This is a genomic window from Streptomyces sp. CS113 (assembly GCF_002188365.1).
GTDB classification, from domain to species: domain Bacteria; phylum Actinomycetota; class Actinomycetes; order Streptomycetales; family Streptomycetaceae; genus Streptomyces; species Streptomyces tendae.
On the sequence record NZ_KZ195574.1, the window covers coordinates 6,854,066 to 6,876,913 of the forward strand.

Consider the following 22,848-nt stretch of genomic DNA (forward strand, 5'->3'; position numbering starts at 1 on the left):
GCGGCCCCCGGTTCTTGCGCTCAGTCCTCCGACGACTCCTCGTCGTCCCCGCCCGCCTTCGGCGGCTTCGGCGGCCGCGTCCGTCCACCAGGGTTGTCCCGCAGGAACGGCGCCCCGGACGGCCCGTCACCGCCGTCCGCCGTGGCATGCCCGCCAGGACCCCCGGGGCCGGGCCCACCCGTCCCCGACCCGTCCCGCCGCCGCAGATACCGCTCGAACTCCCGCGCGATCGCCTCACCCGACGCCTCCGGCAGCTCCGCCGTGTCCCGGGCCTCCTCCAGCGACTGCACGTACTCGGCGACCTCGGTGTCCTCCGCGGCCAACTGGTCCACGCCCACCTGCCAGGCACGCGCGTCCTCGGGCAGCTCGCCCAGCGGGACCCGCACGCCGATCAGGTCCTCCAGCCGGTTCAGCAGCGCCAGCGTGGCCTTCGGGTTCGGCGGCTGCGACACGTAGTGCGGCACCGCCGCCCACAGCGACACGGCCGGCACGCCCGCGTGCGTGCACGCCTCCTGGAGGATGCCGACGATGCCCGTGGGCCCCTCGTACTTGGTCTCCTCCAGGTCCATCCGCCGCGCCAAGTCGGCGTCCGACGTGGTCCCGCTGATCGGGACCGGACGGGTGTGCGGCGTGTCGCCCAGCAGGGCGCCCAGCACGACCACCAGCTCGACGCCCAGCTCATGGGCGAAACCGAGCAGCTCGTTGCAGAACGAACGCCAGCGCATGGACGGTTCGATACCGCGGACGAGTACGAGGTCGCGCGGCTTGTCACCGCCGACGCGGACCACCGACAGCCGGGTCGTCGGCCAGGTGATCTTGCGTACGCCGTCCTCCATGAACACCGTGGGACGGTTGACCTGGAAGTCGTAGTAGTCCTCGGCGTCCAGCGCCGCGAACACCTCGCCCTTCCACTCCCTGTCGAGATGCGCGACCGCGGTGGAGGCGGCGTCACCGGCATCGTTCCAGCCCTCGAACGCGGCCACCATGACCGGGTCGACCAGCTCGGGAACCCCCTCGAGCTCGATCACCCAGCGCCTCCTTCCGACGTGCCCTCGCGTACCCCCCAACCTTACGGCGTGCCGAGGGGCCGCCCGCAGCCCCTGTGCACGGGGCAGTGAACGGATCACTGCCCCGTACCAGGCGTGCGGACACCCGACGCCCGTCGTTGAAAGGGGGCCCTACTTCTTGTCGAGCACGTCCTGCACCTGCGCGCGGACGTCGTCCGTGGCCAGGCCGCGGATCGTCAGCGTCGTACGGCGGCGCAGCACGTCGTCCGCCGTCTCGGCCCACTCGTTGTCCCGGGCCCACACGACCTGCGCCCAGATCTCGGGGGCGTCCGGGTGGACGCGCCGGCCCAGCTCGGGACGCTCGTTCGCGAGCCGGGCGATGTCGAAGGCGAGCGAACCGTAGTGCGTGGCCAGGTGCCTGGCGGTGTCGGCCGCCATCCGCGGGCCGGGCGCCGAACCGTCCACCAGCAGCCGGTGGGCGACCGCGCGCGGGTTGGCGACGCCGGGCAGCGGCAGCTTCTTCGGCAGCGACGCGATGGGCTCGAAGTCGTCGCCCAGTGGGTGGCCCGGCAGCGCCTCCAGCTTCTTCATCACCGTACGGCCGATGTGGCGGAAGGTGGTCCACTTGCCGCCCGCGACGGACAGCATGCCGCCCCGGCCCTCGGTGACGACCGTCTCCCGCTTGGCCTTCGCCGTGTCGCCCGGACCGCCCGGCAGCACCCGCAGCCCCGCGAAGGAGTACGTGATGAGGTCCCGGTCGAGCTGCTGGTCGCGGATGGAGAACGCGGCCTCGTCGAGGATCTGGGCTATGTCCTTGTCGTTGACCGCGACGTCCCCGGGGTCGCCCTCGAACTCCTCGTCGGTGGTACCGAGCAGCAGCATGTCCTCCCAGGGGAGGGCGAAGGTGATCCGGTACTTGTCGATCGGGGTGGCCAGCGCGGCCTTCCACGGCGCGGTGCGCTTGAGCACCAGGTGCGCGCCCTTGGACAGCCGGATCGACGGCGCCGCCGCCGGGTCCTCCATGCGGCGCAGGTGGTCGACCCACGGACCGGTGGCGTTGAGCACCAGCCGGGCGTTCACGCCGAACTCGTCGCCGGACAGCCGGTCCTTCAGCTCGGCCCCGGTCACCCGGCCGTTGGTGAAGCGCAGCCCCGTCACCTCGGCGTGGTTGAGGACCACCGCGCCGGACTCGACCGCCGCGCGGACGGTCATCAGGGCCATGCGGGCGTCGTTCATCTGGTCGTCGCCGTACACGGCCACGGCCTTGAGGTTGTCGGTGCGCAGCTCCGGCACGTCCTGCGCGGCCTTGGCCGGGGAGAGCAGGTGGCCGACGCCGTCGCCGAAGGCGGACAGCGCCGAGTACGCGAAGACACCGGCCCCGAGCTTCGCCGCGCCGTGCGGCCCGCCCTTGTACACGGGGAGGTAGAAGGTGAGCGGGTTCGCCAGGTGGGGAGCCACCTGGCGGGAGACCGCACGGCGCTCGAAGTGGTTCTCCGCCACCAGCTTCACCGCGCCGGTCTGAAGGTAGCGCAGCCCGCCGTGGAGCAGCTTGGAGGAGGCGGAGGAGGTGGCGCCGGCGAAGTCGCCGGCGTCGACCACGGCCACCCTGAGGCCGGACTGCGCGGCGTGCCAGGCGGTGGAGATGCCCAGGATGCCGCCGCCGATCACGAGAAGGTCGTACGACGCCTTGGAGAGCTGCTCCCGGGTCTCGGCCCGGCTCGGGTTGGAGCCGGAGGCCGGGTGCGTACCCAGGGCAGGCACGGACTGCAGGGTGGACTGAGTGGTCATGGTCGTTCTTACTCCTCGTCCTCGAGCCAGCCCATGGTCCGCTCGACGGCCTTGAGCCAGCTCTTGTACTCACGGTCGCGGATCTCCGCGTCCATGCGGGGGGTCCACTCGGCGGCCCGCCGCCAGTTGGCGCGCAGGTCGTCGGTGCTGTTCCAGAAGCCGACGGCCAGGCCGGCGGCGTAGGCGGCGCCGAGGCAGGTGGTCTCGGCGACCATCGGGCGCACCACGGGGGCGTCCACGAAGTCGGCGAGGGTCTGCATCAGCAGGTTGTTGGAGGTCATGCCGCCGTCGACCTTGAGGGCGGTCAGCTCCACCCCGGAGTCCTTCGTCATGGCGTCCGCGATCTCGCGGGTCTGCCAGGCGGTGGCCTCCAGGACGGCGCGCGCGAGGTGCGCCTTGGTGACGTACCGGGTGAGGCCGGCGATCACACCGCGGGCGTCGGAGCGCCAGTACGGGGCGAACAGTCCGGAGAAGGCCGGGACGAAGTAGGCGCCGCCGTTGTCCTCGACGGTCAGGGCGAGGGTCTCGATCTCGGCGGCGGTGGAGATCAGGCCCATCTGGTCGCGCATCCACTGCACCAGCGAACCGGTGACGGCGATCGAGCCCTCCAGGGCGTAGACCGTGTCCTGGTCGCCGATCTTGTAGCCGACCGTGGTCAGCAGGCCCGAGTAGGAGTTGATGAGCTTGTCACCGGTGTTCATCACCATGAAGGTGCCGGTGCCGTACGTCGACTTGGTCTCGCCCTCGGAGAAGCAGGTCTGGCCGAACAGGGCCGCCTGCTGGTCACCGAGCGCCGAGGCGACCGGGATGCCGCCGAGCAGCTCGCCCAGGCGGCCGCCGGTGATCTCGCCGTACACCTCGGCGGAGGAGCGGATCTCCGGGAGCATCTGCATCGGCACGCCGATCGACTCGGCGATCTTCTCGTCCCACGCCATGGTGTGCAGGTTCATCAGCATGGTGCGCGAGGCGTTGGTGACGTCGGTGACGTGCTTGCCGCCGTTCACGCCGCCGGTCAGGTTCCAGATGACCCAGGTGTCCATGGTGCCGAACAGCAGGTCGCCCGCCTCGGCGCGCTCGCGCAGGCCGTCGACGTTGTCGAGCAGCCAGCGGGCCTTGGGACCGGCGAAGTAGGAGGCCAGCGGCAGGCCGGTCTCGCGGCGGAAGCGGTCCTGGCCGACGTTGCGGCCGAGCTCCTTGCACAGGGCGTCGGTGCGGGTGTCCTGCCAGACGATGGCGTTGTGGACGGGCTCACCGGTGTTCCTGTCCCAGACGAGGGTGGTCTCGCGCTGGTTGGTGATGCCGATGGCCTTGATGTCGTCGCGGGTGATGCCGGCCTTCTCGACGGCTCCGGCGACGACCTCCTGGACGTTGGTCCAGATCTCGGTGGCGTTGTGCTCGACCCACCCCGGCTTGGGGAAGATCTGCTCGTGCTCCTTCTGGTCGACGGAGACGATGCGCCCGTCGCGGTCGAAGACGATGCAGCGCGAGGACGTGGTGCCCTGGTCGATCGCGGCGATGAAGGGGCCTGCGGTGTGGGAGTCGGTCACTGTGTGCTCCTGGGGTTCCGTGGTGGGTGGCGGTGGCCGGTGCGTACGGCGCGTGGTCTGCGGCTCGATGATCGCCGAGCGGGGGCCCGCTCAGGCGAACGCGAGGTTGTAGACACCTCCGGCGATCGCACCGCCGATCAGCGGACCGACGACCGGGATCCAGGCGTAGGACCAGTCGGAGCCGCCCTTGTTGGGCAGGGGCAGCAGGGCGTGCACGATGCGCGGGCCGAGGTCGCGGACCGGGTTGATCGCGTATCCCGTCGGGCCGCCGAGCGACAGGCCGATGGAGACCACCACGAAGCCGGTGATCAGGGCGCCCAGGATGCCGAGACCGTTGCCCTCGTCGTTCAGGCCCTGGGTCAGGATGGCGAGGAGCAGGACGAAGGTGCCGATGATCTCGGTGGCGAGGTTCTGGACCGTGTGCCGGATCTCCGGACCGGTGGAGAAGACGCCCAGGACCGGGCCGGCGCCCTTCTCCTGCGCCTCGACGGACTTGGCCGTCGTGTCCTGCGCGCCCGGGCCGCCGACGATCTCCCGGTCGGTGAGGTGGGCCTGGAACTGGCCGTAGTAGGTGATCCAGACCAGCACCGCGCCGATCATGGCGCCGAGGATCTGGCCCGCGAAGTAGGTCGGCGTGTTGCTCCAGTCGCCGTCCTTGATCGCGATGCCGATCGTCACGGCCGGGTTCAGGTGGGCTCCGGAGAGCGGACCCGATATGTAGGCCGCCGTCATGACGGCGAAGCCCCACCCGAGGGCGATGGCGACCCAGCCGGCGTTGCGTGCCTTGGAGGCCTTGAGCGTCACGGCGGCACACACGCCGCCGCCGAGCAGGATGAGTATGGCGGTACCGATGGTCTCGCCGATGAAGATGTCGGAGCTGGACACCCGCGACTCCTTTGTCCTTCGTCCAGGGGAAGCCGAACCCCCGGGTCCCTCCGGGTGTTCCGGCGCCCTCGGTATGAGAGCGATGGCGGCCCTTGGCACTGTCACACTCTAACGCTTATTGCCGGTAGGTGTTCGACAATGCCGACCGATGGACGCGAGTCTCGTTCGGTGGCACGCGTGCGTCAAGAGCTGTGTTATCGAAAGCACGATCGTTATTGATCGTCGTGGGCTATCGATCTCCCGCCCGGCCGTCCCGCGGGAACGTCGAAGGCCGGAACACCTTCGGTGTCCCGGCCTCGTGTCGGCCCGTGTCGGCTCGCGCCGGCCCGTGTGTGCCCTAGAACCGCCCGGCGCCCAGGTCCCGCGACACCGCGCGGGCGCAGTCCCGTACCGCCGCGACCAGCTCGGGTCGCAGCTCGCCCTCCCGGCACAGCCGTTCCACGGCGCCGGTGATGCCGACCGCGCCGACCGGCATGCGCCTGCGGTCGTGGATGGGGGCGGCGATGGAGGCGATGCCCTCCCATGTCTCCTCGACGTCGGCGGCGTACCCGCGCGCGCGGGTGATGTCCAGGATGTGCTCGAAGCCGTCCGGCTCGCAGACGGTCCGGTCCGTGTACGCCTTGCGGTCGGCCTCCAGCGCCTCGCTGTGCGCCACGGGGTCGTACGCTGACAGCACCTTGCCCAGGGCCGTGGAGTGCAGCGGCTGCATGGCCCCGATCTCCAGGACCTGCCGGCTGTCGTCGGGCCGGAAGACGTGGTGCACGATCAGGACGCCCTGCTGGTGCAGCACCCCGAGGTGGACGCTCTCCCCGCTGGAGCGGGCCAGGTCGTCCGTCCACACCAGGGCACGCGCCCGCAGCTCGTGCACGTCCAGGTACGTCGTGCCCAGGCGCAGCAGCTCGGCGCCCAGCTGATAGCGCCCGGAGGCGTCGTCCTGCTCGACGAAGCCCTCCTGTTGGAGGGTGCGCAGGATGCCGTGCGCGGTGCCCTTGGCCAGACCCAGGGACGAGGCGATGTCCGACAGGCCGAGCCGCCGCTCGCCGCCCGCGAGCAGGCGCAGCATCGCGGCCGCCCGCTCGAGCGACTGGATGTTCCGTGCCATCGACGTACTGCCTCCGTCCCCTTCGACTGCCGACCTCGGCGTCGCTGACGTCGTTCGGCAATGCCGAACACTACCGGTCGATGCCGACCTCCCGCCAATGGTCGGTGGGCAACTGTTGCACTTCGGCCACCTCCCGGTGACCACGGCCGTTCCGTGCGAGATGCGTGCACCCCGCGCGTGCGCCGGGCGCGGGCCACCGCCGGAGCGGGACGGTCCGGGCGGGACGGGCTCGTCCGTTCGGCGGGTATTCGCCCCGCCATCCTCGTCCGTCTCGTGGACGCCCTGACCATCAGCCCCCGGTCCCGGCTACCCTGGCGGCGTGCGTTCTCCCCGGGGACGTCCACGACGGACGGCACCGGGCAGAGGCAAAGCCGACAGCCGTCGCATCCTAGGGAGCCCTTTCATGGCCTCGTCGCCATCCACCCCGCCCGCCGACACCCGCACCCGCGTGTCCGCCCTTCGAGAGGCCCTGGCCACCCGTGTGGTGGTCGCCGACGGCGCGATGGGCACCATGTTGCAGGCCCAGAACCCCACGCTGGACGATTTCCAGCAGTTGGAGGGGTGCAACGAGGTCCTGAACCTGACCCGGCCCGACATCGTGCGTTCGGTGCACGAGGAGTACTTCGCGGCCGGTGTGGACTGCGTGGAGACGAACACCTTCGGCGCCAACCACTCCGCTCTGGGTGAGTACGACATTCCCGAGCGGGTGCACGAGCTGTCCGAGGCGGGTGCGCGGGTGGCCCGTGAGGTCGCCGACGAGTTCGGTGCGCGTGACGGGCGGCAGCGCTGGGTGCTGGGCTCCATGGGGCCGGGCACCAAGCTCCCCACCCTGGGCCACGCCCCCTACACGGTGCTGCGGGACGCCTATCAGCGCAATGCGGAGGGTCTGGTCGCGGGTGGTGCGGACGCGCTGCTGGTGGAGACGACGCAGGATCTGCTCCAGACGAAGGCTTCGGTGCTCGGTGCGCGGCGCGCCCTGGATGTGCTGGGCTTCGATCTGCCGCTGATCGTGTCGGTCACGGTGGAGACGACGGGCACGATGCTGCTGGGTTCGGAGATCGGTGCGGCGCTGACCGCGCTGGAGCCGCTGGGTATCGACATGATCGGCCTGAACTGCGCGACCGGTCCGGCGGAGATGAGCGAGCACCTGCGCTACCTCGCCCGGCACTCGCGTATTCCGCTGACCTGCATGCCCAATGCGGGTCTGCCTGTGCTGGGCAAGGACGGCGCGCATTATCCGCTGTCGGCGCCGGAGCTGGCCGACGCGCACGAGACGTTCGTGCGCGAGTACGGGCTGTCCCTGGTCGGCGGCTGCTGCGGCACCACGCCCGAGCACCTGCGCCAGGTGGTGGAGCGGGTCCGGGACACCACCCCCAGCGCACGCGACCCGCGCCCCGAGCCCGGCGCCGCCTCGCTCTACCAGACCGTGCCCTTCCGGCAGGACACCTCCTACCTGGCGATCGGTGAGCGTACGAACGCCAACGGGTCGAAGAAGTTCCGCGAGGCCATGCTGGATGGCCGCTGGGACGACTGTGTGGAGATGGCCCGCGATCAGATCCGCGAGGGCGCGCACATGCTCGACCTGTGCGTGGACTACGTCGGCCGGGACGGCGTCGCGGACATGGAGGAACTGGCCGGCCGGTTCGCGACGGCCTCGACGCTGCCGGTCGTGCTGGACTCGACCGAGGTCGACGTGATCCGGGCGGGTCTGGAGAAGCTCGGCGGCCGCGCGGTGATCAACTCGGTGAACTATGAGGACGGTGCGGGTCCCGAGTCCCGGTTCGCGCGGGTCACGAAGCTGGCCCGGGAGCACGGGGCGGCGTTGATCGCGCTGACCATCGACGAGGTGGGCCAGGCCCGCACCGCGGAGAAGAAGGTCGAGATCGCCGAGCGGCTGATCGAGGATCTGACCGGCAACTGGGGCATTCACGAGTCGGACATTCTCGTCGACTGCCTGACCTTCACCATCTGTACCGGTCAGGAGGAGTCCCGGGGTGACGGTGTGGCCACCATCGAGGGCATCCGGGAGCTGAAGCGGCGCCACCCGGACGTGCAGACCACGCTGGGCCTGTCGAACATCTCCTTCGGCCTCAACCCGGCCGCCCGCATCCTGCTCAACTCGGTCTTCCTCGACGAATGCGTCAAGGCCGGACTCGACTCGGCGATCGTGCACGCGTCGAAGATCCTGCCGATCGCCCGCTTCGACGAGGAGCAGGTCACCACGGCCCTGGACCTGATCTACGACCGGCGCCGTGAGGGCTACGACCCGCTCCAGAAGCTGATGGCGCTCTTCGAGGGGGCCACGGCCAAGTCGCTGAGGGCGTCCAAGGCGGAGGAACTGGCCGCCCTCCCGCTGGAGGAGCGCCTCAAGCGCCGCATCATCGACGGTGAGAAGAACGGCCTGGAGCAGGACCTCGACGAGGCCCTTGGGGAGCGTCCGGCCCTCGACATCGTCAACGACACCCTGCTCGACGGCATGAAGGTGGTCGGTGAGCTGTTCGGTTCCGGCCAGATGCAGTTGCCGTTCGTGCTCCAGTCCGCCGAGGTCATGAAGACCGCGGTGGCTCATCTGGAGCCGCACATGGAGAAGACCGACGACGACGGCAAGGGCACGATCGTGCTGGCCACCGTCCGCGGTGATGTCCACGACATCGGCAAGAATCTCGTCGACATCATCCTGTCGAACAACGGCTACAACGTCGTCAACCTCGGGATCAAGCAGCCCGTCTCGGCGATCCTGGAGGCGGCCGACGAGCACCGGGCCGACGTCATCGGCATGTCCGGCCTCCTCGTCAAGTCCACCGTGATCATGAAGGAGAACCTGGAAGAGCTGAACCAGCGCAAGCTGGCCGCCGACTACCCCGTCATCCTCGGCGGCGCCGCGCTGACCCGCGCCTATGTCGAGCAGGACCTGCACGAGATCTACGACGGCGAGGTCCGCTACGCCCGCGACGCGTTCGAGGGTCTGCGCCTGATGGACGCGCTGATCGGGATCAAGCGCGGTGTGCCCGGTGCCAGGCTGCCGGAGCTGAAGCAGCGCCGGGTGCGGGCCGCCACCGTCGAGGTCGAGGACCGGCCGGAGGAGGGCCACGTCCGCTCCGACGTCGCCACCGACAACCCGGTCCCGGCCCCGCCCTTCCGCGGCACCCGCGTGGTCAAGGGCATCCAGCTCAAGGAGTACGCGTCCTGGCTGGACGAGGGCGCTCTCTTCAAGGGCCAGTGGGGGCTCAAGCAGGCCCGCACCGGTGAGGGGCCCTCCTACGAGGAACTGGTCGAGTCCGAGGGCCGGCCGCGGCTGCGGGGCCTGCTGGACCGGCTCCAGACGGACAACCTTTTGGAGGCGGCCGTGGTCTACGGCTACTTCCCCTGCGTGTCCAAGGACGACGACCTGATCGTCCTCGACGACGACGGCAACGAACGCACCCGCTTCACCTTCCCGCGCCAGCGCCGCGGCCGGCGCCTGTGCCTGGCCGACTTCTTCCGCCCGGAGGAGTCCGGCGAGACCGACGTGGTCGGCTTCCAGGTCGTCACCGTCGGTTCCCGCATCGGCGAGGAGACCGCCCGCATGTTCGAGGCCAACGCCTACCGCGACTACCTCGAACTCCACGGCCTGTCCGTCCAGCTCGCCGAAGCACTCGCCGAATACTGGCACGCGCGCGTGCGCTCGGAACTCGGCTTCGCAGGGGAGGACCCGGCCGAGATGGAGGACATGTTCGCCCTGAAGTACCGGGGCGCCCGCTTCTCCCTCGGCTACGGCGCCTGTCCGGACCTGGAGGACCGCGCCAAGATCGCCGCCCTGCTGGAGCCGGAGCGCATTGGCGTCCACCTGTCCGAGGAGTTCCAGCTCCACCCCGAGCAGTCCACCGACGCCATCGTCATCCACCACCCCGAGGCGAAGTACTTCAACGCCCGCTGAGGCTCCGCGGCACCTCCCGGGCCTCACCAGGCGTTCGCGCCCCGCACGACGTACACTGGTCGGTCCACCGCAGGCCGGCTCCCTTTCGTGGGAGCCGGCCTGATCGTCCCTCAAGGAGGTACGTGGATGACCAGCACGGTCCCCGCGCTCGGAACCCGTACGGCCGAAGGCTCAGCCCTACAGGCCGTGCTCCTCGACATGGACGGCACCCTGGTGGACACCGAGGGCTTCTGGTGGGACGTCGAGACGGAAATCTTCGCCTCCCTCGGCCACACCCTCGACGACTCCTGGCGCCATGTCGTGGTCGGCGGCCCGATGACGCGCAGCGCCGGCTTCCTGATCGAGGCCACCGGCGCGAACATCACCCTGGCCGAACTGAGCGTCCTGCTCAACGACGGCTTCGAGCAGCGCATCGGCCGTGACCTGCCCCTCATGCCCGGCGCCGCCCGACTGCTCGCGGAGCTGTCCGCGCACGAGATCCCCACCGCCCTGGTCTCCGCCTCGCACCGGCGCATCATCGACCGCGTCCTGAAGGCGCTGGGCCCCCAGCACTTCGCCCTCACCATCGCCGGCGACGAGGTACCGCGCACCAAGCCTCACCCCGACCCGTACCTGGCGGCGGCGGCCGGGCTCGGCGTGGACCCGACCCGGTGCGCCGTCGTCGAGGACACCGCGACCGGGGTCGCCGCCGCGGAGTCCGCCGGCTGCCATGTCGTGGCGGTGCCGTCGGTCGCACCCATCACCCCGGCCGCCCGGCGCACGGTGGTCGCCTCCCTGGAAGAGGTCGACCTGACATTTCTGCGCGGTCTGATGACGCAAATGCGCTAGCCGTTCACCACGTGTGCGGGCGCGTCGGCGCGGCAATTTCGAGGAAGGGCCGCCCGGCGCGACCGGCACATGTTCACCGTCCATTTCCGCCGCCTCCGGTGGCCGAATTCCGGTGCGAGCGAGCGAAGTCCGACTGTGAGGTTCGCCACCTTCTCAGGGGTCGACAGGGGTGCTCGGGTGTGCTGCGTACGGCGTGGCGAACGTTGTCGAGGAGCCCTTGTGTCCTGATTGGTGAAACCCTGCACGAATCCTTCCACTGTCGGGTTTTCGGTGTGTCCACACCCGGTTTCGCTCCGTGATGAGCCCTCAACTCCAGTGGCTGCGAGCGCCCGTGCGGGCGCGGACTAATCTCGTCGCGAGAACATCGGCCACTACCCCCGTGATCCGCAGCGACACCCCCTGCATGCCGGATACACGGACCGACAGCTCTGGAGAAACTCGAGCATGAACCGCAAGACTTTGGTGCTGCCGGCGGTCGTCGGCCTGCTCGCGCCGGTACTGGCCGCCTGCGGTGGGTCGGACAGCGGCAGCGGCGACGGGGACGCGATCGCCGTCGGCACCACGGACGGGTTCAGCGTCTCGAAAGAGATCACCGCGCCCTTCGACCCGGCGTACGCCTACGACGTCGGCGCCTGGAACATCATGCGCCAGACCTCGCAGACGCTGATGGTGCTGCCCCGCGGTGACGGCGAACCCGTGCCCGAGGCCGCCCAGCAGTGCGGATTCACCGACACCGGCAACGAGCGCTACGCCTGCACCCTGCGCGACGGCCTGGAGTTCGCCAACGGCGACCCCGTCACCGCCGAGGACGTGAAGTACTCCATCGAGCGTGTCCGGAAGATCGACGCCGACACCGAGGTCGCCTCCATCCTCTCCACGGTCGACACCGTCGAGACGAAGGGCGACCGCGAGGTCATCTTCCACCTCAACACCGCCGACGCCACCTTCCCGTTCAAGCTGTCGACGCCGGTCGCCGGCATCGTCAACCCGGACGACTACGCGAAGGACAAGCTGCGCGACGGCTTCGAGCTGACCGGCTCGGGCCCGTACACGATGAAGGCCGAGGTCAAGGACGACCAGATGACCAAGGCCGTGTTCACCAAGAACCCCAAATACAAGGGGAGTCTCAAGGTGAACAACGACAAGGTCGAACTCGTGTCCTTCGCCGACGCCGAAGCCATGGGCGACGCCATCGACAAGGGCGACATCGACGTGATGACCCGCGCGATGACGCCGGAACAGATCCAGAACCTGTCCAAGGCCACGGACGGCGACGTCGACCTGGTCGAGGTGGCCGGTCTCGAGATCCGCTACCTCGCCTTCAACACGGACGCCTCGACGGTCAAGGACAAGGCCGTTCGTACGGCGATGGCCCAGGTCATCAACCGCAGCGAACTCGTCTCCGCGGTCTACGGATCCCAGGCCGAACCGCTCTACTCGATGGTTCCGGCCGGCATCACCGGCCACTCCAACTCGTTCTTCAACAAGTACGGCGACCCCAGTGTCGCCAAGGCGAAGGCGATGCTGGAGGACGCGGACATCACTACGCCGGTCAAGCTGACGCTGGACTACACGACGGACCACTACGGCGCCGCGACCAAGCCGGAGTTCGAGCACCTCCAGAAGCAGCTCAACGACAGCGGTCTGTTCGACGTCGACATCAAGGGCACGCCCTGGGAGAAGTTCCACAAGGCGGAGCGGAACCGCGAGTACGACGTGTTCGGCATGGGCTGGTTCCCCGACTTCCCGGACGCGGACAGCTTCATCGCGCCGTTCCTCGACAAGAAGAACACCCTCAACATCCCGTACTCCAACCCGGAGATCATCAACAACCTGATCCCCGCCTCCCGCGGCGAGGCCGACCGGCTCTCCGCGGTGGACACCCTCACCGAGGTCCAGGACATCACCGCCAAGGACGTCCCGCTGATCCCGCTCTGGCAGGGCAAGCAGTACGTCGCCACCCGCGACGACGTCACCGGCACGGCCTACCTCCTCAACTCCTCCTCCTCGCTCCAGCTCTGGGAGCTGGGCCGGGGCGTGAGCGGCTGACGCCGACAACGGACGGCTGACGCCGGCACCGGACACGCGCGAAGGGCGCCTTCCTCCCGCTCGGAGGAAGGCGCCCTTCGCGTCGTGCACGGCACGGGCCGCGGGGAGGGAGCGCCTACTGGGCGCCGGGACGCACCAGACCGCTCTCGTACGCGTACACCGCGGCCTGCACCCGGTCCCGCAGGCCCAGCTTGGTCAGCACGTGCCCCACGTGGGTCTTGACGGTGGTCTCGCTGACGAACAGGTCCGCGGCGATCTCCGCGTTGGACAGCCCGCGGGCCACCAGCTTCAACACCTCGACCTCGCGGTCCGTGAGCGTGTGCAGGGTGTTCGGCACCGGCTCGTCCCCGGAGGGCAGGTGCGTGGCGTACTTGTCGAGCAGCCGCCGGGTGATGCTCGGCGCGAGCATCGCCTCGCCGTTCGCCACCACGCGGATCGCCTGCACCAGCTCGTTGGCCGGGGCGTCCTTGAGCAGGAAGCCGCTGGCGCCCGCCTTCAGCGCCTCGACCACGTACTCGTCGAGATCGAACGTGGTCAGCACCAGCACCTTCGCCGGGCCGTCCCGCTCGGGCCCGGTGATCTGCCGGGTCGCCTCCACACCGTCCATCCGCGGCATGCGGATGTCCATCAGCACCACATCGGGCTGCAACGCCCGCACCTGGTCGAGCGCCTGGAGGCCGTCTCCGGCCTCGCCGACGACCGCGAGGTCCTGCTCCGCCTCCAGAATCATCCGGAAGCCCGTGCGCAGCAGCGGCTGGTCGTCGACCAGTAGGACGCGGATGGCCACGTAAGTCTCCTTCTCGCTAGTCCGGCCCCATTCTGCCCTGCGCGACGGCGCCGGAGTCGGCCGCCCTCACCGGCAGCGGGTAGGGCGGGGGAGTGCCGCCGAACTCCGGACAGTGCGCCTGGTGGTCGCACCAGCCGCACAGCTTGGTGGGACGCGGACGCCAGTCACCCGTCTCGGTGGCCAGCCGGATCGCCTCCCACAGCGCCAGCAGCTTGCGCTCGACCCGCTCCAGGTCGGCCAGGACCGGGTCGTACGTGAGCACGTCGCCGCTGCCGAGATAGACCAGCTGAAGCCGCCGCGGGACGACCTTCTTGAGCCGCCACACCACCAGCGCGTAGAACTTCATCTGGAACAGCGCACCCTCGGCGTACTGCGGCCGAGGTGCCTTGCCCGTCTTGTAGTCGACGATCCGCACCTCACCGGTGGGGGCCACGTCGACCCGGTCGATGATGCCGCGCAGCCGCAGCCCGGAGTCCAGCTCGGCCTCGACGAACAGCTCCCGCTCGGCGGGCTCCAGCCGGCTCGGGTCCTCCAGGGTGAACCAGCGCTCGACAAGCCGCTCCGCCTCGGTCAGCCACTGCGCCAGCCGCTCGCCCTCCGGATCGTCCGCGAACAGCTCACCGACCTCCGGCCTGCTCTCCCGCAGCCGGTCCCACTGACCGGGGACCAGCGCCTTCGCCCTGGGCGCCGTGCGCTCGGCCGCCGGGGCGTCGAAGAGCCGCTCCAGCACCGCGTGCACCAGGGTGCCCCGGGTCGCCGCCTCGCTGGGCTTCTCCGGCAGCCGGTCGATCACCCGGAACCGGTACAGCAGCGGGCACTGCATGAAGTCGCCGGCCCGGGAGGGCGAGAGCGAGGTGGGCGGTATCACCACGGGCGCGGGCGAGGCGGCCGCGGCCGCCGTCTTCGCCGCCGGGGCGCCCGGCTCCACGGCCGTCCCCGGCTGGTCCACCACCGCCGCCGCCGGTCGGGCGGACCCGCCGGCGTCCTCCGCGACGTCCTCGGTACTCGTCTCCATGTCCACAGACCATACGGCCGGACACTGACAACGACCCAGCCCGCAGGCGTGACCCGTGTGGCGGAAGGGAAGCAGAGGGGTGCCGGAGCGGAACGGGAGGCGACGGACGCATACCATCGACACGAGACCCTCCCGTCCGCAGGCGGGAGACGCTTCGAACGAGGGGACACCGTGGACGTGAGCGGCGGGAGCGGGCAGCCGCGGTCCGGCAACGACGAGTCGGCCGAGCCCCGGGCACATCCCACGGACCCGGCCGCCGACCCCACCGGCCCCGCGGAGCGCGGACCGGGGGAGTCCTCCGACGAGACCCCCGCCGCACCCGACGAGCCCGGCCGGGCCGCCGCCCCGACCGGGAAACCGGCCCCGGACACCGGCGCCGAGGGCGACCCGGACGCCAGGTCGAAGCCGCCGTCGGACGGCCGACCGACCCCGGCGCCCTCCGGCAGCCCGGCGCCCTCCGGTACCTCGGAACCCTCCGGTAGTCCGGCACCCTCCGGCACCCCGGCATCCCCTGGCACCTCGGCCCCCGGCCCCCAGGGACCCGCCGAGCCCCGCGAACCGGCCGCCGCCCCCCGGCACGCCGCTCACCACGCCGGCACCGGCACCGGCACCCCACGCCACCGCACCGAGGCCCACACCGACGGCACGGGCGGGCCGGGACGGCCGCCGCAGCGCCGACCGGAACCCGGGGGCGGGCTGCTGATGGGCCGGCCCTTCGGCGTGCCCGTGTACGTCGCCCCCAGCTGGTTCCTGGTCGCCATCCTGATCACCTGGGTGTTCGGCGGCCAGCTCGACCGCGTGCTGCCCGAGCTGGGCGCCGCCCGCTACCTGGTCTCCCTCTTCTTCGCCATCGCCTTCTACGCCTCCGTCCTCGTCCACGAACTCGCCCACACCGTCGCCGCCCTCCGCTTCAAACTCCCCGTCCGCCGCATCCAGCTCCAGTTCTTCGGCGGCGTCTCGGAGATCGAGAAGGAAGCCGAGACCCCCGGCCGCGAATTCGTCCTGGCCTTCGTCGGCCCCCTGCTCTCCCTCGTCCTCTCCGGCGTCTTCTACGCCGCCCTGCTGCCCGTCGAGCCCGACAGCGTGCCCGGCGTGCTGCTGGCCGGCCTGATGGTCTCCAACCTCATCGTGGCCGCCTTCAACCTGCTGCCCGGCCTCCCCCTCGACGGCGGCCGCATGCTCCGCGCCGTCGTCTGGAAGCTCACCGGCAAGCCGATGAGCGGCACGATCGCCGCCGCCTGGGTCGGCCGCGCCCTCGCCATCGCCGTACTGATCGGCCTGCCGCTGCTCACCCAGTCACTCGGCAGCGACGCCGCGGACGACGTCGGCATGGACACCGTCATGGACGCCCTGCTCGCCGCCATCCTCGCCGCGATCATCTGGACCGGCGCCGGAAACAGCCTCCGCATGGCCCGCCTGCGCGAACACCTCCCCGAGCTGCGCGCCCGCGCCCTCACCCGGCGCGCCGTCCCCGTCCAGGCCGACACCCCCCTCTCCGAGGCCCTGCGCCGCGCCAACGCCTCCGGAGCCCGCGCCCTCGTCGTCGTCGACGCCGACGGCACCCCCGCCTCCCTGGTCCGCGAGGCCGCCATCGTCGGCGTACCCGAGCACCGCCGCCCCTGGGTACCGGTCAGCACCCTCGCCCAGGACCTCACCGACGGCATGCGCGTCTCCGCGGAACTGTCGGGCGAGGAACTCCTGGACGCCCTGCGCGCCAACCCGGCCACCGAGTACCTCGTCGTCGAGGAGACCGGCGAGATCTACGGCGTCCTGTCCGCGGCCGACGTCGAGCGCGCCTTCGTCAAGGCCATGGCCCGCCCCTCCTGACCCCCGTCCTCCCACCGCCGTGGTCGGCGGCCCCGCGCGGGACCGGTAGGCTGGTCACATGTCCGAACCGACCGGTGCCGCCCGCAGGCGCGGGCCCTTCAAGGTCGGGGACCAGGTTCAGCTGACCGACCCCAAGGGCCGCCACTACACGTTCACGCTCGAGGCCGGGAAGAACTTCCACACCCACAAGGGTTCCTTCCCCCACGACGAACTGATCGGTGCTCCCGAGGGCAGCGTTGTCCGCACCACCGGGAACGTCGCCTACCTCGCGCTGCGCCCCCTGCTCCCCGACTACGTCCTGTCCATGCCCCGCGGGGCAGCCGTCGTCTACCCGAAGGACGCGGGGCAGATCCTCGCCTTCGCCGACATCTTCCCCGGCGCACGCGTCGTGGAGGCCGGTGTGGGCTCCGGCTCCCTCAGCAGCTTCCTGCTGCGCGCCATCGGCGACCAGGGCATGCTGCACTCCTACGAGCGCCGCGAGGACTTCGCCGAGATCGCCCAGCAGAACGTGCAGCGCTACTTCGGCGGCCCGCACCCCGCCTGGCAGCTCACCGTCGGCGACCTCCAGGACAACCTGTCCGACACCGACGTCGACCGCGTCATCCTGGACATGCTCGCCCCGTGGGAGTGCCTGGACGTCGTCAAGAAGGCGCTCGTGCCCGGCGGCATCCTGTGCTGCTACGTCGCGACCACCACCCAGCTCGCCCGGACCGTCGAGTCCATCCGCGAGATCGGCTGCTTCAACGAGCCGACCTCCTGGGAGACGATGATCCGCAACTGGCACGTGGAGGGCCTCGCGGTCCGTCCCGACCACCGGATGATCGGCCACACCGGCTTCCTGCTCACCGCCCGGCGCCTCGCCGACGGCGTCGAGCCGCCCATGCGCCGCCGCCGCCCCGCCAAGGGCGCCTACGGCGAGGACTACGAGGGCCCCAACGCCGGCGGAGGCTCCGGCCGCTGAGGCGGCCCCGTGCCGCGTACAACGTGCAGACGCCGTGGTGGAGTTCCCGGACACTCCGGGAACTCCACCACGGCGTCGACGCGTTGACGGCCACCAGGCGGCCGCCACCACGGCCGCCACCAGGCAGCGGCGCCCACGCGGCGGCACACGCGCTCGCACGGGAATCGGAACGAGTACCCACCCCGCCGTTCCCCCGCACTGTGACGTGTGGCACGATGCTGGCCACCCCCACCGGCACAGCCCTCACAGGAGACACTCCTCGTGCAGCACCCCGCCGTTCCGGACCTCTCGCACACGCACACCCGGCCGATCCACTGGGTCGCCACCGCCACGGCCGTCGCCGGAGTGGTCGCCCTGTCCTCCGTCCTCCAGCCCGACGCCGCGACGGCCGCCCAGAGCGCCGACAAGGCCGCGACCCCCGCCCCGAAGAGCGCGCCGGCCCACAGCACGCCGCCCGACCCGGCCACCGTGGCCTTCCCCCTGGATTGCGGCCCGGTCAAGGCCCTGGTGCAGAAGAAGGCCTCCGGTGACCTCGACGGCGACGGACGGCCCGAAACGGTGGCCGTCGTGCACTGCGACGCGCCCATGGGCACACCACCCGACGGCGTGTACGTCGTCACACGGGGCCACGACGGCGGCAAGCCCCGCGTCGTGGCCACCCTCGTGGACCCCCGGGAACGGCGCACGGCCACCGAACTCTCGGTGCGCGCCGGCGTCGTCCGCACCACCCTGCTCGGCTACTCGTCCACCGACGTGCCCAGTTGCTGCCCCGACGTGACGGACGACGTGAAGTGGCGATGGAAGAACGGCGCGTTCGTCAGCGACACGCCCTCACACGCCCGCACCGTGTGACCGCCACCCCCGGGGCAACCGGTGTGACACACCAGACAGTAGTCACGGAGCGTGCGCATCGAGTCACGATTTGGTCACTCTGAGTCCGGTCCGTAGACCTCGGTCCTGTCCGAAACGCGACGCACGTGGATGCACTCGCCCGGACACTCCTTCGCGGAGTCGACCACATCCGTGAGAAGCGTCAGCGGCACGGGCGTTGTCGCCCCCGGAACCTGCAGCAGCTCGTCGTCCGCGCCCTTCACATAGGCCAGACCGTCGATGTCCAGCTCGAACACCTCGGGCGCGTACTGGGCGCAGATGCCGTCGCCGGTACACAGGTCCTGGTCGATCCAGACCTCCAGAGCCTCGCCACCGACCCCGGCCTCCTGCTGCACGCTCATCTCTCCTGCCGTTTCCTGCGCCGAGCCGTTCGGGAATCCGGCCAGCTCTGACGGGTGTTGAACACTTCGACCCTACCCCCGCCTGGGTTCCTCTCACGTTCCGTGGGTATTCCCCTGGCGTGAGGGAGAGCGCAAGGGTGAAGATCGGACACACCCCGACAGTCTTTGTGATCTAGGGGTTTCAATCGACACCCACCCAGGTAGGGTCTGGAAGCGTCCAGCTCCCCTTGGAGGAGGTGAGGACCGTGGCAGCCCACGACGACGACATGAACCGCGGCATCCGCCCGGGACGCGGGTCCGAGGACCCGGCCGGGCAGGTGGCCTACCTTGAGCAGGAGATCGCCGTCCTGCGACGCAAGCTCGCCGAATCTCCGCGACACACGAGAATTCTCGAAGAGCGGATCGTCGAACTGCAGACCAACCTGGCCGGCGTGTCCGCCCAGAACGAGCGACTCGCCGGCACACTCCGCGAGGCCCGCGACCAGATCGTGGCCCTCAAGGAAGAAGTCGACCGGCTGGCCCAGCCACCCGCCGGCTTCGGCGTCTTCCTACAGGCCAACGAGGACGGCACCGCCGACATCTTCACCGGCGGCCGCAAACTCAGGGTGAACGTCAGCCCGAGCGTCGAGCTCGACGAGCTCCGACGCGGCCAGGAAGTGATGCTCAACGAAGCACTCAACGTGGTCGAGGCCATGGAGTACGAGAGCGTCGGCGACATCGTCACCCTCAAGGAAATCCTCGAGGACGGCGAGCGCGCCCTGGTACTCGGCCACACCGACGAGGAAAGAGTGGTACGGCTCGCCGAACCTCTGCGCGGCCTCACCATCCGCCCCGGCGACGCCCTCCTGCTCGAACCCCGGTCCGGCTACGTCTACGAGGTCGTCCCCAAGAGCGAGGTCGAGGAACTCGTCCTCGAAGAGGTCCCCGACATCGGCTACGAGCAGATCGGCGGCCTCGGCGGACAGATCGAGATGATCCGCGACGCGGTCGAGCTCCCCTACCTCTACCCCGACCTGTTCCGGGAGCACGAGCTGCGACCGCCCAAGGGCGTCCTGCTCTACGGGCCCCCCGGATGCGGCAAGACGCTCATCGCCAAGGCCGTCGCCAACTCGCTGGCCAAAAAGGTCGCCGAGGTCACCGGCCAGGCCGCCGGCAAGAGCTTCTTCCTCAACATCAAGGGCCCCGAGCTCCTCAACAAGTACGTCGGCGAGACCGAGCGCCAGATCCGCCTGGTCTTCCAGCGAGCCCGTGAGAAGGCCAGCGAGGGCACCCCCGTCATCGTCTTCTTCGACGAGATGGAATCCCTCTTCCGCACCCGCGGCTCCGGCGTCAGCTCGGACGTGGAGAACACCATCGTCCCGCAGCTGCTCGCCGAGATCGACGGCGTGGAAGGCCTGCAGAACGTGGTCGTCATCGGCGCCTCCAACCGCGAGGACATGATCGACCCCGCCATCCTGCGGCCCGGCCGGCTCGACGTGAAGATCAAGATCGAACGTCCGGACGCCGAAGCGGCCAAGGACATCTTCGGCAAGTACCTCACCGAACGCCTCCCCCTCCACTCCGACGACCTCGCGGAGCACGAGAAGGACAAGGCGGCCACCGTCTCCAGCATGATCCAGACAGCGGTGGAACAGATGTACGCCGAATCCGAGGAGAACCGCTTCCTGGAAGTCACCTACGCCAACGGCGACAAGGAAGTCCTCTATTTCAAGGACTTCAATTCCGGCGCCATGATCGAGAACATCGTGGGCCGCGCCAAGAAAATGGCGATCAAGGACTTCCTCGACAAGAACCAGAAGGGCCTCCGCGTCTCCCACCTCCTCCAGGCCTGCGTGGACGAGTTCAAGGAGAACGAGGACCTGCCCAACACCACCAACCCCGACGACTGGGCCCGCATCTCCGGAAAGAAGGGCGAACGGATCGTGTACATCCGTACGCTCGTCACCGGAAAGCAGGGCGCGGACACCGGACGCTCCATCGACACGGTGGCGAACACCGGTCAGTACCTGTAAAAGGCGGGGCGGCTGCGGGTCCCCACAGTGGGTACCCGCAGCCGACTGTTTTCCGGAGCCCCGGCTGGAGCAAGGCAATGACGCAAATGATCTCCCCGCCAGCGCAAAGGCGTTCTAGGCTCTTCCATACCGCCGAGTCGCGCAGTGCGGGGACGGGCACCGCACACGCATCGGAGCGCCAGCGGTACTTGAGCAGCACCCACTACGGGCGCTGCCGGGCAAGGAGGGCCGCATGACCGTACGGCGAGTAATGGGCATCGAGACGGAGTACGGGATCTCCGTCCCCGGCCACCCCAACGCCAATGCCATGCTCACCTCGTCCCAGATCGTCAACGCCTACGCGGCGGCGATGCACCGGGCCCGCCGGGCCCGCTGGGACTTCGAGGAGGAGAACCCGCTCCGGGACGCGCGAGGCTTCGACCTCGCCCGTGAGGCCGCCGACAACAGCCAGCTCACCGACGAGGACATCGGCCTCGCCAACGTCATCCTCACCAACGGAGCACGGCTCTACGTCGACCACGCCCACCCCGAATACAGCGCTCCGGAAGTCACCAACCCCCGCGACGCCGTCCTGTGGGACAAGGCCGGCGAACGCATCATGGCCGAAGCCGCCGAACGCGCCGCCCAGCTGCCCGGCGCCCAGCCCATCCACCTCTACAAGAACAACACCGACAACAAGGGCGCCTCCTACGGCACACACGAGAACTACCTGATGAAGCGGGAAACCGCCTTCTCGGACATCGTGCGCCACCTGACACCCTTCTTCGTCTCCCGCCAGGTCTTCACCGGCGCCGGCCGCGTAGGCATCGGCCAGGACGGCCACGAACACGGCTTCCAGCTCAGCCAGCGCGCCGACTACTTCGAGGTCGAGGTCGGCCTGGAGACGACGCTGAAGCGCCCCATCATCAACACCCGCGACGAACCGCACGCCGACGCCGAGAAATGGCGCCGACTGCACGTCATCATCGGCGACGCGAACCTGTCGGAGATCTCGACCTATCTGAAGCTGGGCACGACGGCCCTGGTCCTGTCCATGATCGAAGACGGCTTCATCGCCGTCGACCTGGCCGTCGACCAGCCCGTACGCACCCTCCACCAGGTCTCGCACGACCCCACGCTCAAGCACCTCGTCACGCTGCGCAGCGGCCGCACACTGACCGCCGTACAGCTCCAGATGGAGTACTACGAGCTGGCCCGCAAATACGTCGAGGAGCGGTACGGCGCCGACGCCGACGACCAGACCAAGGACGTCCTCGGCCGCTGGGAGGACACCCTCAACCGGCTCGAGAACGACCCGATGAGCCTCGCCGGCGAGCTGGACTGGGTCGCCAAGCGGGAGCTCATGGAGGGCTACCGCCGCCGCGACAACCTCGACTGGGACGCCGCCCGGCTGCACCTCGTCGACCTCCAGTACGCCGACGTACGGCCCGACAAGGGCCTCTACAACCGTCTGGTGGACCGCGGCCGCATCAAGCGCCTGCTGGACGAGAACGAGGTCGAGCGGGCCCGTACGAAGCCGCCGGAGGACACCAGGGCCTACTTCCGCGGCCGCTGCCTGGAGCAGTACGCGGACGACGTCGCGGCGGCCTCCTGGGACTCGGTGATCTTCGATCTGCCGGGCCGGGACTCGCTCCAGCGGGTCCCAACCCTGGAACCGCTTCGCGGAACGCGTAATCACGTCAAGGAGCTCCTGGACCGCTGCCGTACCGCGGAAGACCTGGTCAGGGTCCTGGCCGGCGGGTGAGCGGACCGGGCGGGTACCGGGGAGTAAGCAGCCGGACAGGGTGGAATATCCCAGGTCCGGGAACCATGGAGATGGTCCCCGTACGTTGGAGGAAGTGCGGGGCCGATGTCGGACCAGATCTGTAGGGTCTGATCTTGACCGAGCAACT

16 protein-coding genes are annotated in these 22,848 nt (G+C 69.9%); 8 read left to right on the forward strand and 8 right to left on the reverse strand.

The genetic code is table 11. From position 1 onward, the window contains the following. Positions 1-20: 20 nt before the first annotated feature. The 5 genes from parJ to B9W62_RS30855 form a co-directional block, all read right to left on the reverse strand. The gene (gene parJ / locus B9W62_RS30835; RefSeq protein WP_087810218.1) at positions 21-1,028 is read right to left on the reverse strand and encodes a filament polymerization regulator ParJ; all 1,008 of its coding nucleotides are present in this window, start codon (positions 1,026-1,028) and stop codon (positions 21-23) included. Between the two features lie 150 nt (positions 1,029-1,178). After that, the gene (locus tag B9W62_RS30840) at positions 1,179-2,795 is read right to left on the reverse strand and encodes a glycerol-3-phosphate dehydrogenase/oxidase (protein ID WP_087810219.1); all 1,617 of its coding nucleotides are present in this window, start codon (positions 2,793-2,795) and stop codon (positions 1,179-1,181) included. 8 nt (positions 2,796-2,803) lie between these two features. Next, entirely contained in the window at positions 2,804-4,342 is a 1,539-nt protein-coding gene (glpK, locus tag B9W62_RS30845) for a glycerol kinase GlpK (protein ID WP_087810220.1), read from the reverse strand. 90 nt (positions 4,343-4,432) lie between these two features. Then, positions 4,433-5,227 carry an MIP/aquaporin family protein gene (locus B9W62_RS30850; RefSeq protein ID WP_087810221.1) on the reverse strand — a complete coding sequence of 265 codons (795 nt, stop codon included), beginning with the start codon at positions 5,225-5,227 and terminating at the stop codon, positions 4,433-4,435. Between the two features lie 337 nt (positions 5,228-5,564). Beyond that, positions 5,565-6,329, reverse strand: a complete 765-nt coding sequence (locus tag B9W62_RS30855; protein WP_087810222.1) for an IclR family transcriptional regulator — start codon at positions 6,327-6,329, stop codon at positions 5,565-5,567. Positions 6,330-6,732: 403 nt separating this feature from the next. Between B9W62_RS30855 and metH the strand changes: the two genes are divergently transcribed. The 3 genes from metH (at position 6,733) to B9W62_RS30870 (ending at position 13,122) form a co-directional block, all read left to right on the forward strand. Next, complete coding sequence (gene metH / locus B9W62_RS30860) at positions 6,733-10,245, forward strand: methionine synthase (protein ID WP_087810223.1); 3,513 nt, start codon at positions 6,733-6,735, stop codon at positions 10,243-10,245. Between the two features lie 126 nt (positions 10,246-10,371). Continuing rightward, positions 10,372-11,073, forward strand: coding sequence for an HAD family hydrolase (locus tag B9W62_RS30865; protein WP_087810224.1), 702 nt, complete (start codon positions 10,372-10,374; stop codon positions 11,071-11,073). Positions 11,074-11,517: 444 nt separating this feature from the next. Beyond that, on the forward strand, positions 11,518-13,122 hold the full coding sequence (locus tag B9W62_RS30870) for an ABC transporter substrate-binding protein (protein WP_087810225.1): 1,605 nt from the start codon (positions 11,518-11,520) through the stop codon (positions 13,120-13,122). Positions 13,123-13,237: 115 nt separating this feature from the next. Here the strand turns inward: B9W62_RS30870 and B9W62_RS30875 are convergent, their stop codons facing one another. Together B9W62_RS30875 and B9W62_RS30880 are read right to left on the reverse strand one after the other, a co-directional pair. Continuing rightward, the gene (locus B9W62_RS30875) at positions 13,238-13,909 is read right to left on the reverse strand and encodes a response regulator (RefSeq protein ID WP_087810226.1); all 672 of its coding nucleotides are present in this window, start codon (positions 13,907-13,909) and stop codon (positions 13,238-13,240) included. 16 nt (positions 13,910-13,925) lie between these two features. Continuing rightward, complete coding sequence (locus B9W62_RS30880; RefSeq protein ID WP_087810227.1) at positions 13,926-14,924, reverse strand: RecB family exonuclease; 999 nt, start codon at positions 14,922-14,924, stop codon at positions 13,926-13,928. A gap of 171 nt (positions 14,925-15,095) precedes the next feature. Between B9W62_RS30880 and B9W62_RS30885 the strand changes: the two genes are divergently transcribed. The 3 genes from B9W62_RS30885 (at position 15,096) to B9W62_RS30895 (ending at position 18,564) form a co-directional block, all read left to right on the forward strand. Further along, positions 15,096-16,751 carry a site-2 protease family protein gene (locus tag B9W62_RS30885; RefSeq protein ID WP_179235759.1) on the forward strand — a complete coding sequence of 552 codons (1,656 nt, stop codon included), beginning with the start codon at positions 15,096-15,098 and terminating at the stop codon, positions 16,749-16,751. A 58-nt stretch (positions 16,752-16,809) separates the two neighbouring features. Beyond that, positions 16,810-17,712: a tRNA (adenine-N1)-methyltransferase gene (locus tag B9W62_RS30890; protein ID WP_087810228.1), complete on the forward strand. Its 903-nt coding sequence runs from the start codon at positions 16,810-16,812 to the stop codon at positions 17,710-17,712. A 261-nt stretch (positions 17,713-17,973) separates the two neighbouring features. Further along, positions 17,974-18,564: a hypothetical protein gene (locus B9W62_RS30895; protein ID WP_087810229.1), complete on the forward strand. Its 591-nt coding sequence runs from the start codon at positions 17,974-17,976 to the stop codon at positions 18,562-18,564. Positions 18,565-18,638: 74 nt separating this feature from the next. Here the strand turns inward: B9W62_RS30895 and B9W62_RS30900 are convergent, their stop codons facing one another. Beyond that, complete coding sequence (locus B9W62_RS30900) at positions 18,639-18,944, reverse strand: ferredoxin (RefSeq protein WP_087810230.1); 306 nt, start codon at positions 18,942-18,944, stop codon at positions 18,639-18,641. A gap of 245 nt (positions 18,945-19,189) precedes the next feature. Between B9W62_RS30900 and arc the strand changes: the two genes are divergently transcribed. Both arc and dop read left to right on the forward strand, forming a co-directional pair. Beyond that, entirely contained in the window at positions 19,190-20,956 is a 1,767-nt protein-coding gene (gene arc / locus B9W62_RS30910; RefSeq protein ID WP_007447848.1) for a proteasome ATPase, read from the forward strand. A gap of 232 nt (positions 20,957-21,188) precedes the next feature. Then, positions 21,189-22,700: a depupylase/deamidase Dop gene (gene dop, locus B9W62_RS30915; RefSeq protein WP_345742412.1), complete on the forward strand. Its 1,512-nt coding sequence runs from the start codon at positions 21,189-21,191 to the stop codon at positions 22,698-22,700. The last annotated feature ends 148 nt before the right edge of the window (positions 22,701-22,848 follow it).